The organism is Pseudomonas sp. (genome assembly GCF_028293835.1).
Taxonomy (GTDB): Bacteria; Pseudomonadota; Gammaproteobacteria; order Pseudomonadales; family Pseudomonadaceae; genus Aquipseudomonas.
This window is the reverse complement of the sequence record NZ_JAQGNX010000119.1, coordinates 1-11,343: the sequence shown is the minus strand read 5'-3', so window position 1 is coordinate 11,343 and position 11,343 is coordinate 1. Positions and strand designations below refer to the sequence as shown.

Here is an 11,343-nt window from a genome sequence, read left to right as displayed (position 1 = left end):
ACAATCGGCGATCAGCGCCGCCAAGCAGTTGAGCCGTTACGTCGAGTACGTGCACTGCAAGGCGGTGTCGCGCAATGCCCAAGGCAAGCTGATCGCAATCCCGCCCACCCTGAGCGACCTGAACCTGTGGCAACAATTGATGACACAATTCAAAGAGGGTTTGCCCCGAGCCATTGAATACCCGCTGCAAGGCGAAGACCTGCTGCAACTGACGCGTCAGCATGTTCACCCCCTCGCCCGCCTCGGCCAACCACACGAGGCTGTCGCTCATGTCTAACCTCGACATCCTTTCGTTCGGTGAAACCATGGCCATGTTCGTCGCCGAGCAGCCAGGCGACCTGGCCCACGTCGAACAGTTCGGCAAGCGGATCGCCGGGGCCGACAGCAACGTTGCCATCGGCTTGGCACGACTAGGGTTCAACGTGGCATGGTTGAGCCGGGTGGGGGCGGACTCATTAGGCCGTTTTGTGATCGACAGTCTGCAACGTGAAGGCGTCGACTGCTGCCATGTAGCGATTGATCCTACACAGCCAACCGGCTTTCAACTCAAATCGCGAGAATTAGACGGCAGCGATCCCCGTGTCGAGTACTTCCGTCGCGGTTCAGCGGCCAGTCACCTGTCGGTGGCTAACATCACTCCCGAGTTGCTCCGCGCGCGACATTTGCACGCCACTGGAATCCCCGCTGCGTTGTCAGAGAGTGCGCGGGAACTGTCCTGCCACTTGATGACCACGTTCCGCGAAGCCGGACGTAGCGTGTCGTTCGACCCCAATTTGCGCCCTTCGCTGTGGTCGAGCCAGGCAGCAATGGTCAGCGAAATCAATCGCCTCGCCGTGCTCGCTCATTGGGTCATGCCGGGGCTGAGCGAAGGTGCATTACTCACGGGTTATGAAGACCCCGGCGACATCGCCGCGTTTTATCTGGACAAAGGCGTCGAAGCGGTAGTGATCAAGCTCGGCGCCAAAGGGGCGTATTTCCGCTCCCAGCACGATCAAGGTTTTGTGCCTGGCGTCCCCGTGAGCACCGTGATCGATACCGTGGGTGCCGGCGATGGTTTTGCGGTAGGGGTTATCAGCGCCTTACTGGAAAACCAAAGTTTCGCCCAAGCGGTGGTTCGCGGCAACTGGATCGGCAGCCGCGCCGTGCAAAGCCGGGGCGATATGGAGGGGCTACCGTCCCGTGAAGAGTTGCAGGCGGCGCTGTCCGATGCACAAGGGCGACAACAACCGGCCTGACCTAAAGCAACAGCCATCCGTACACCTATTACCTGCTGCGACAAAAACAAAACAAGCTCAGGAGCATCACAATGGAAAAGCTACGTCTGATCAATCGCCGGTGGCTGTATATCATGCCCATCGTGTTCATCACCTACAGCCTGGCGTATCTGGACCGGGCCAATTACGGGTTCGCTGCCGCCTCGGGAATGGCTGAAGATTTGCACATTACGCCGGGGCTGTCGTCGTTATTGGGCGCGCTGTTTTTCCTGGGTTACTTCTTCTTTCAGGTGCCGGGTGCGATCTACGCGCAAAAGAACAGCGTTAAAAAGCTGATCTTCGTCAGTTTGATCCTGTGGGGTGGCCTGGCCACGCTGACCGGGATCGTCTCCAACGCCTACATGCTGATCGTCATTCGTTTCATGCTCGGCGTCGTCGAAGCGGCGGTCATGCCAGCGATGCTGGTGTACCTATGCCATTGGTTCACTAAGGCAGAACGCTCGCGGGCCAATACCTTTTTGATTCTGGGTAACCCGGTGACCATGCTCTGGATGTCGGTGGTGTCCGGTTATCTGGTGGCGCATTTCAATTGGCGCTGGATGTTCATCGTCGAAGGCATGCCAGCGATTGTCTGGGCCTTTATCTGGTGGCACTTGGCCGATGAAAAGCCGGCCCAGGCAAAATGGCTTGGCGAGGAAGAAAAAGCCGAGCTGCAGCGCACGCTGGAAGCTGAGCAAGTTGGCATCAAACCGGTGAAAAATTATGCCGAAGCGTTTCGCTCGCCCAAAGTCATCATTTTGGCGTTGCAGTTTTTCTGTTGGAGCATCGGTGTCTACGGTTTTGTCCTATGGTTGCCATCGATCCTGAAACAAGGCGCTCATCTGGACATGGTGGAAGCCGGCTGGCTGTCGGCTCTGCCTTATCTGGCCGCGGTAATTGCCATGCTGGTGGTGTCGTGGGGTTCTGACAAGATCCAGCGCCGCAAACGTTTCGTCTGGCCGCCGCTGCTGGTGGCGGCTATCGCGTTTTATGGCTCGTACGCGCTGGGCAGTGAACATTTTTGGTGGTCGTACTCGTTGTTGGTGCTGGCGGGTGCATGCATGTACGCGCCATACGGGCCGTTTTTCGCCATCGTGCCTGAAATATTGCCGTCGAACGTTGCTGGCGGCGCCATGGCGTTGATCAACAGCATGGGCGCGCTGGGCTCGTTCGGCGGCTCTTATCTGGTGGGTTACCTGAACGGCGCCACCGGCAATCCCGGTGCTTCCTATTTATTAATGAGCGGTGCGCTGCTGGCCTCCGTGGTCTTGACGTTGCTGCTCAACCCCAGCAACGACTCAACCCCCGCACATAGCGAGCGTCGCCTGCCCCGCGCTGCAGCGCACCCTTGAATACGGGAGTGATTACCATGAGAAAACAGGTCGTTCTGTACAAAAAGCTGTCGCCTGCCTTGATGACCCGTTTGCAGGAACGGGCCGACGTTATTGTGATCGACGAACCAAACCGTGACGGTCTGGCGCGTCTGCGTGCAGCCCTGCCCCATGCCCACGGTTTGCTGGGTGCAAGCATTAAACTGGACGCTGGGTTGCTGGACCTGGCGCCGCACTTGGAAGCCGTGTCGAGTGTTTCGGTGGGTATCGACAATTACGATCTGGAGTACCTCGACCAGCGGGGCATTTTGCTGACCAACACCCCGGACGTGCTGACCGAAACCACTGCCGACACCGGTTTTGCGTTGATTTTGGCCACGGCACGCCGGGTGGTCGAGCTGGCGAACCTGGTGCGCAACGGTCAATGGACCAGCAACCTTGGCCCGCTTCACTTTGGCTGCGACGTCCACGGTAAAACCCTGGGCATCATTGGCATGGGCCGGATTGGCGAAGCATTGGCCCAACGCGGGCATTTTGGCTTCGGCATGCCAGTGGTTTATCACAGCCATTCGCCAAAGCCCGCAGTGGAGAAACGCTTCAACGCGGGCTACCGGACCCTGGACGACCTTTTGAAAGAAGCCGACTTCATTTGCCTGACCTTGCCGCTGACCGCTGAAACCGAGGGCATGATCGGCACGGAGCAATTTGCATTGATGCGCCCGCAGAGTATTTTCATCAATATTTCACGGGGCAAAGTGGTGGATGAAGCGGCTTTGATCAGTGCGTTGCAGAACAACCAGATTCGCGCCGCAGGCCTGGACGTATTTGAGCGCGAGCCATTGGACCCGACATCGCCGCTATTGACGCTGAACAACGTAGTCGCCACCCCGCACATGGGTTCGGCCACCCATGAAACCCGCGAAGCCATGGCGCGCTGCGCGGTGGAGAACCTGATCAGCGCATTGGCAGGCGAGCGGCCAGCTAATTTGGTAAATCCTGAGGCGTGGCGAAAGACTGATTCAGATCACAAACCGTGACACCATTCCTTTCAAATCGATGGCCAAACGCGACAACTCATTGCTGGCCGCGCTGGTCTGATTGGCGCCCGTTGCAGACTGGATGGCCAAGTCACGGATATTGACCAAATTACGGTCCACTTCTCGCGATACCTGCGCTTGCTCTTCCGAGGCGCTGGCAATGACCAGGTTGCGCTCATTGATCTGCGATATCGCCACGGTAATTTGCTCCAATGCCACGCCTGCGGCGCGTGCCAGTTCAAGCGTGGATTGGGTACGGCTGGTGTTGAGCAACATCGACTGCACCGCTTCACCGGTCCCGTTTTGAATCCCGGCAACCATCTGCTCAATTTCTCGAGTCGACTGCGCCGTCCGGTGGGCCAACGCCCGTACTTCGTCCGCAACCACCGCAAAGCCCCTGCCCGCTTCGCCTGCCCGTGCAGCTTCAATCGCGGCGTTCAGCGCCAATAAGTTGGTTTGTTCCGCAATCGAACGAATCACATCCAGCACTTTGCCGATATCCCGTCCTTGCACCGCCAGGCCTTCAATCAGCAACGTGGTGGTATGTACATCTTGAGTCATGGCTTGAATCGCCGTAACGGTGTCCACCACCCGATCACGGCCGACACGCGCCGTCTGGTTAGATTGCTGCGATGCTTCTGAGGTTGATACCGCGTTGCGTGCGACTTCTTCGACGGCAGCGGTCATTTCATTGACGGCCGTGGCCGCCTGCTCGATTTCGTTGTTCTGCTGTTGTAAACCACGGGAAGCTTCATCCGTGACCACGCTGAGTTCTTCAGCGGCAGATGCCAACTGGGTGGCTGATCCCGAAATGTGCTCAATGGTTTTACGCAGGTTTTGCTGCATGACCTGCAAGGCGGTCAACAGGCGGGCTGGTTCGTCTTTACCGTCAACCACTATTGCCCTGGTCAGGTTACCCCCGGCAATGTCTTCAGCGGCATTCAATGCACGAGTCAGTGGTAGAACGATGCTGCGGGTTAATAGCCACGCTAATAGCACTGTCATCAAGGCGGCGCCAACCGCGATCACAATCACCATGACGTTGGCCAGATCATAAGTATCACTGGCGACATCCAGCATGTGTTTCGATGCGCTTTTATTAATGGCGATCAATTGTTTAAGTTGGTCGCCCATCACGTCCGAATCTGTCTTCATGCGCGAGTTTATTATGCCCCGTGCCTCTTCAGTCTTTTCTTCCCGCGACAGCTCTAGCATCTGGGTTTGAGCCCGCAGGTAACTGTCCAGCGTGGCATTGAATGTTTTATACAGTGTCGCCTCTTCTGGCGACATAGGTAACGCGGCATAACTCGATTTGGCCTGTTGCAACTTGCCCACCAGGTCATCAATACGCCCGGTACTTTCCTTCAACATGGCCGGTTCGCGATTGAGCAATACCCGGAAGGAGGTAACACGCAGGCGCAGCACGTTCTCCGTCACGTCCCCAAGAAAAGCCACACTGGGCAACACGTTGAACTGCATGTCGGTGGCGGTCTGTCGGATAACCGTCATGCGGTTCAACGCAAACACACCCAAGATAATGACCAACAGCGCGATAAAGGCGAACCCGAGAAAGGCACGCGGCGCAATATTCATGTTTCTTATTGTCATAGTGAGTCTCGGGAATAAAGCTGGCAGTTTCGAATCTCGTTACTTGTAGCATCTTTATCAGGCCGCGCCACAGGTTTTATAAGGTAAAGCTAAAACCTGTGGCGAAGCATGTTTTAAATCACAAACTTCGAGACCATTCCGTTCAGGTCAATGGCCAGCCGCGACAACTCATTGCTGGCCGCACTGGTCTGATTGGCCCCCGCTGCGGACTGGGTGGCCAAGTCACGGATATTGACCAAATTGCGGTCCACTTCTCGCGATACCTGCGCTTGCTCTTCCGAGGCGCTGGCAATCACCAGGTTGCGCTCATTGATCTGCGATATTGCCACGGTAATTTGCTCCAACGCCACGCCTGCGGCGCGTGCCAGTTCCAGCGTCGATTGGGTACGGGTGGTGTTGAGCAACATCGACTGCACGGCCTGACCGGTTCCATTCTGGATACCAGCGACCATCTGCTCGATTTCACTGGTTGATTGCGCCGTTCGATGAGCCAATGCCCGTACTTCGTCGGCAACCACAGCAAACCCTCTGCCCGCCTCGCCTGCTCGTGCGGCTTCGATGGCGGCGTTCAGCGCCAGCAAGTTGGTCTGCTCGGCGATCGAACGAATCACGTCGAGCACCTTGCCGATGTCCCGTCCTTGCACAGCAAGGCCTTCAACCAACACGGTGGTGGTTTGTACATCCTGAGTCATGGCCTGAATCGCCGAGACCGTCTCGACCACCCGGTCACGGCCTTCTCGCGCCGTTTGATTGGACTGAGCCGAGGCTTCGGAGGTAGATACCGCGTTGCGCGCGACTTCTTCGACAGCCGCGGTCATTTCATTGACGGCGGTCGCGGCCTGTTCGATCTCGTTGTTCTGCTGTTGCAGGCCCCGGGAAGCGTCGTCGGTCACCATGCTCAACTCTTCGGCAGCGGACGCCAACTGGGTGGCAGAGCCGGAAATCTGTTCGATGGTTTTACGCAGGTTCTGCTGCATCACCAGCAACGCCGCGAGTAAGCGTGCGGGCTCGTCCTTGCCATCCACCAGGATGTGCTTGGTCAAATTGCCACCGGCGATTTCCTCGGCCGCCTGCAATGCACGGTTCAGGGGGGTAATAATACTGCGGGTCAACAACCATGCGAGGAAGACCGTCATGACCGCGGCCAGCACCGCCATGACGATGACCGCAATATTAGCCGAGTCGTACTGTTGGGCCGAGACAGCGGAAGCATCGGTGGCCGCTTTGCGATTAATCGTTATCAAACCTTGCAGTTGACGCCCCATGACTTCCGAGTCGAGCTTCATTTGTGTGCTGATCAGTGTGCCAATGTCCTCGACTTTGTTTTGTCGTGACAAGTCCAATAACTGATTCTGCTCGCCAAAATAATGTTCGAGCACACCTGAAAATTCGTTGTAGAGAGCACGCTCTTCTGTACCGGCCGGTAGCGCGGCATAGCTCTTCTTGGACGCCTGTAGTTTTGCAGTCCACTCGCCAAAGCGCTGATCCGTCTCCTGCATCTGCTCAGGGCTGCGCTCGGTTAGCACCCGGAATGCGAGAAGGCGCATGCGAAGAAGGCTTTCATTTACATCGCCCAGGAAGCCCACGCTTGGCAGCATGTTGGTTTCCAGATCAGTAGTGGCCTGGCGGATAACTGACATTCGGTTCAATGCAAAAAATCCGAGAACGATGACCAGCAGTGCGATGAACGCAAAGCCGAGAAACGCTCGCGGAGCGATGTTCATGTTTCGTAAAGACATGGAGTGGCTCTCAAAATTGCAGCGGGAAGCATCCGTGCCTTGACCATCGGGTGCCACCGCGAAACGCGACATGGCACAAAGGGTTGAATTGCTAACATGCTATCGGCAGGTAGGTCCTATTAGTTGATGGTGTTTGTAGGTATTTTTTTGATTTTTTTCCGCTGACTAATCGATCCAAAACAGCGAAGCGCACAAAGCACGCGCTCGAGTGTGCTTAACAGTATGAGCAACAGGAATAAACCCGTTTGCATAGCGAAAAGCCGTGTTCGCTTTCTGAAAAGCTCACGGGAAAAGCGCACGCAACTGTCGGAAACATGACATGGATCAATAAATTTAAAAAGTTATGCTCGGCCGACGAAATATCATTTCTGCTCGCAGCAAGGGAGTGCTACTTTTATCCACCAGAAGGGTCAACGCATTGGCCCTTCGACTTCACCTTATGGCTGGGCAGCTTGTTCAATATAGAGGTGGCCATATGAACAAAGTCACGTTTCCCAATGCCTGCCAACTCATGCGCTGGCACTTCCATCCGCTTGGGTTTGAGGCCAGCATGGACGCCCCCAGCAGCATGGTTGCGCGCCTCTTCGATCGCGCCACAGGCGAGACGATCATTGCAATCGCCGCGCTCCCTTGTGCCACCGTCATGAACGCTCCCGACGTCGAGCGCATTATTGAAGCGATCGAGGACGAACTCGAGTCGTTCATTCCCTCTCAGACTTTAAAGGTCTGTTGACCCCAACGCATTTCGTCTCAAGACTCCTGCCTGCCCCCCTGGCCACGTCTATCGTCGAAAAATGCTTTATCGCCTGCAATCCGGTCGGACGCCTTGGGGATGATCGCGTTCACTGATGATCCGGCACCGTTGCTGCTGTCGATGTACCAGTAGCAGTGACGCGCCGCACGGGTAATCGCCACATACGCCAAGCGCAGTATTTCGTCCTTCTGCGCGGAATCAAACGGATCGGCATCGTCATCCTTACCCAGCCCCGCCATGCGGTAGACCTGGTTTTTGAACGGCGACTGAGTCAGATGCTGGCAATCCCCAAGCAAAAATACCGCATCAGCCTGCAAGCCCTTTGAGCTGTGATACGTCAATTGCTTGAAACGTCTGGACTCGGTCGGCAACCCGGAATCGTAATTAACTAATGCCTGTAACCCTTGAGAAAGCTTGGCTTTTTCGCTGCTTTTTCGATACAGCAATAGAATCGAATCACCGTCGTTGTAATGCTTAATCAAACGCTCGGTAAGTTCTTCGTCATCGCGATCCAGCACCATCACAGGCAGCAGTTCCTGAGGCCCACCCGCGGCCTTGGCCTTTTTGCCGGCAATCCCAGGGGCGGCGCGAACGATATGCTCGGCAGCGTCAATAATGTGTTGGTGGCTGCGGAAGTTATCGCCCAGCATCACTTTGGTGGTGGCCGGTGACGAGAATTCTTTGGCGAATTCCATGAAGTATTTAGGAGAACTGCCGCGCCAGCCATAGATGGACTGCCAGTCATCACCTACACACAACAATGACGACCGTTGCGCGACACGCCCTACTTGCATGGCTGGGCCGCGGCTGCGGATTTCGCGCAAACTGGCGCGTATCCACGAGACGATTTGCGGCGACACGTCCTGAAATTCGTCGATCATCAAGTGCGACAGCGGCCGCAACAGCTCGTCGCTGACCATTTTAAGGTTTTCCGGTGAGGTCTCGCCAAACAAGGCGAACATCCTGTTGTAGGTCATGACCGGCGGCGATTGCGCTAATAAATGTCCTTCGAACGCCTTCCAGAACAAGCTCAACGCTTCAAAGAAATAGCGGTCCGGATCATTAGCTGCAAAGCTCATTTCGCCCACGGCAGCGGGCACATCCAAACCGAGGTTTTCGATAAAGCTGGCTGCGGAAACGAAACCATCAAGCACTGGCCCTGCGCTCAGCTCACCCTTCACCTTGTAATCAAACCCTGGACCGGCAATCGCCGCGCCTTCCAAGGCGTGTAAAACGCCTTTGGCCGCTGCGTAGTTTTCAAGCCATATCACCGGCTTACGACAAAAAGCTTGAAACAGGGTGCGCTTGATGACGCCTTCAGCCCATACCGGCAACTTGGCCGCTGATCGTTTCATCTGCTGGTCTTCAGACGGGTCAAAACCAAGCACAACCCAGGCATCCAGCTCAGCTATATAGCCGTGAAAATGAAACGGAAAACCATTGATTTCAACGGTTTGGCGCATAGGTTCAATGCCGTTTATAGGCCACGCTTTAGCTCGAATCCACAGATCTTCAATGGTGTCGCAGAGTTCTTCATCACGCTTGGCTGAAAGCTCGGTCACCGTAATACGTTTTTGTACATCGGGGTGGTCGCGCTCCAGCTCCTTAAGCTGTAAAGATTGACGGTAGAGAGGTGCCATGACTTCGCGAAAACGCTCATTACTGGCGTAAAGGTCACGGTAGCAAAGATTCAGTTGTTGCCGTTGCGCGTCGTTGATCCTAAGGTCGAACGGATTGCTGTCAGCGCTTTCATCTACTCCAGACGGCGCCGTCTGGTTATTGAGGTTCTCGAACGCACGCAACTGACTGAAACCAGGCAAGCTGCGCACCAGCGGCAGGATACGCGAATGAAAGGTTCGAACCAGCTCCCGGCCTTCTTTCAAGCTAAGGGTTCGTCCCCACAGCCCCATGATCTCGATCAGTTTGTTAATGAAATCTTTGCGCGACTCACGGGTGAAGGTCACCACCGTCATGGAACCGAGTTCAAAGCCCAGATAATGGCTTAACATTAAAATTCGCAGCACCAGGGATGTCGATTTGCCCGCGCCGGCCCCCGCGATCACATACGTAGACGGCGTGTCACTGAAGATCATCTTCCATTGCGCGGCACTGGGCTGCATGTGCGCTGGCAATTTCAGCGCGACATCGTTTTTGATGCGTTTCTTTAATTCTGGAGTCAGCGTCAAACGCCAGTCGTCAAAGAGATGGTCGTCTACGTGCGGCCCGCGGTGCTCAGTGGGACGCATGTCACGAATCAGTAAAACCTGACGTCCTTGCTCGACGCCGTCCATGCGACCTTCAGCGTAACCCTCATCCACACCCTGCCCATGACCATTGAGGTAGCCGTCAGCGTGACCTTGTGACCATGAAGGCCCATGCAACGCGTTCAGACTGTTCAGGCTACGGCCCAACAGACGTGCCAGCAGGCGTTTGATCCATGGAAGGTGTTCAGGAGGAGAAAGATCATCGGGTAGTCGATGTGGCACGCGGGCTCCAGGTGTCAGTTGTGAGCGAATTGGCGGCCATGGTGGCTGTATTTGACGATGACTTCTAGTGAAATGCTTTGTGATCAGCGCGTTAGCCGATCAACTGCAGGTGAAGTCGCGGAGTCTAAAGGATTAGCGCGGCATCAGAACGGGGCGGGCCTCTTAGCGATCTGTGCAATATCAATCGAATAATCAGATAGCTTTACCCCGAAACTCACGCTTTTTACTAAACTAAATTTGATAGATGATACTCCCCATCAACTCACATCAACGTTCAGCAGCACTGAAGCATATCGCCCGGTTCTGCTCTGGAGAGGCCACAATCATGCTTGAATTAAGACCTTTTAACACCTTGGGCGGCGCTGACCACGGCTGGCTGAACGCCCATCACCACTTCTCTTTCGCCGAGTACTATGACCCTAAACGCATGAACTGGGGCCAGTTGCGGGTCTGGAATGACGATGTGATCGCTGCTGGCACCGGGTTTCCAAAGCACCCGCACCGCGATATGGAAATCATTACCTACGTTCGTGAAGGGGCAATTACCCACGAAGACAACTTGGGCAACAAGGGCCGCACCGAGGCTGGCGATGTTCAGGTCATGAGCGCCGGTACGGGGATTGCTCACAGCGAATACAACCAGGAGTCCACCGAAACCCGGATTTTTCAAATATGGATCGTGCCGAACGAGACGGGATCAGCGCCTTCCTGGGGTGCCAAGCCCTTCCCTAAAGGTAATCGCGAAGGTTTTGTGACCCTGGCCAGCGGTAAGGTCGGCGACGATCAAAGCCTGCGGATCCGCGCCGATGCACGTTTGGTGGCAGCGAACCTGAAGGCCGGTGAAACCGCTGAATACCATCTGGATGCTGGCCGTCGGGCCTATCTGGTGCCAGCGACCGGAGTCGTCGAGGTCAATGGGTTGCGTGCAGTGGCCCGCGATGGTGTAGCGGTAGAAGACGAACGTGTGCTGAGGGTAACCGCCATCGAGGACAGCGAAATCGTTCTGATGGATGTGGCCTGACGTCGACAGGGTACGAAGCCTGTAAAACGAAAAGGGACGGCGAATGCCGTCCCTTTTTTATGCTGCAGAAGCGCCAAATTCAACGGGGCGCGATGGCTGCGTCTACCAACACCT

8 protein-coding genes and 1 pseudogene are annotated in these 11,343 nt (G+C 55.8%); 6 read left to right on the top strand and 3 right to left on the bottom strand.

Annotation, left to right across the window (positions count from 1 at the left end; translation table 11 throughout):
- The 4 genes and pseudogenes from JWR17_RS17100 to JWR17_RS17085 all read left to right on the top strand — a co-directional run.
- Positions 1-277: pseudogene (locus JWR17_RS17100) on the top strand (AP endonuclease); the annotation flags it as partial.
- Complete coding sequence (locus JWR17_RS17095) at positions 270-1,235, top strand: sugar kinase (RefSeq protein ID WP_299833120.1); 966 nt, start codon at positions 270-272, stop codon at positions 1,233-1,235. The pseudogene JWR17_RS17100 and the gene JWR17_RS17095, both read left to right, overlap by 8 nt.
- A 71-nt stretch (positions 1,236-1,306) precedes the next feature.
- Entirely contained in the window at positions 1,307-2,605 is a 1,299-nt protein-coding gene (locus JWR17_RS17090; RefSeq protein WP_299833119.1) for an MFS transporter, read from the top strand.
- 17 nt (positions 2,606-2,622) lie between these two features.
- Positions 2,623-3,621: a D-glycerate dehydrogenase gene (locus JWR17_RS17085; protein ID WP_299833118.1), complete on the top strand. Its 999-nt coding sequence runs from the start codon at positions 2,623-2,625 to the stop codon at positions 3,619-3,621.
- On the opposite strand, the gene JWR17_RS17080 is transcribed toward JWR17_RS17085, so the two are convergent.
- A complete protein-coding gene (locus JWR17_RS17080; RefSeq protein WP_299833117.1) occupies positions 3,604-5,229 on the bottom strand; it encodes a methyl-accepting chemotaxis protein in 1,626 nt (541 codons plus the stop codon). The two genes, JWR17_RS17085 and JWR17_RS17080, sit on opposite strands and share 18 nt — an antisense overlap.
- Before the next feature lie 113 nt (positions 5,230-5,342).
- Positions 5,343-6,968 (bottom strand): methyl-accepting chemotaxis protein, encoded by a 1,626-nt coding sequence (locus JWR17_RS17075; protein ID WP_299833116.1) that lies wholly within the window; start codon positions 6,966-6,968, stop codon positions 5,343-5,345.
- Positions 6,969-7,443: 475 nt separating this feature from the next.
- Here JWR17_RS17075 and JWR17_RS17070 point away from each other — a divergent pair, with 475 nt between their 5' ends.
- Entirely contained in the window at positions 7,444-7,701 is a 258-nt protein-coding gene (locus tag JWR17_RS17070; protein ID WP_366944171.1) for a DUF1652 domain-containing protein, read from the top strand.
- A 17-nt stretch (positions 7,702-7,718) separates the two neighbouring features.
- Here the strand turns inward: JWR17_RS17070 and JWR17_RS17065 are convergent, their stop codons facing one another.
- On the bottom strand, positions 7,719-10,013 hold the full coding sequence (locus JWR17_RS17065; RefSeq protein WP_299833121.1) for a UvrD-helicase domain-containing protein: 2,295 nt from the start codon (positions 10,011-10,013) through the stop codon (positions 7,719-7,721).
- A 520-nt stretch (positions 10,014-10,533) separates the two neighbouring features.
- Here JWR17_RS17065 and JWR17_RS17060 point away from each other — a divergent pair.
- On the top strand, positions 10,534-11,229 hold the full coding sequence (locus JWR17_RS17060; RefSeq protein WP_299833114.1) for a pirin family protein: 696 nt from the start codon (positions 10,534-10,536) through the stop codon (positions 11,227-11,229).
- Positions 11,230-11,343 lie beyond the last annotated feature (114 nt).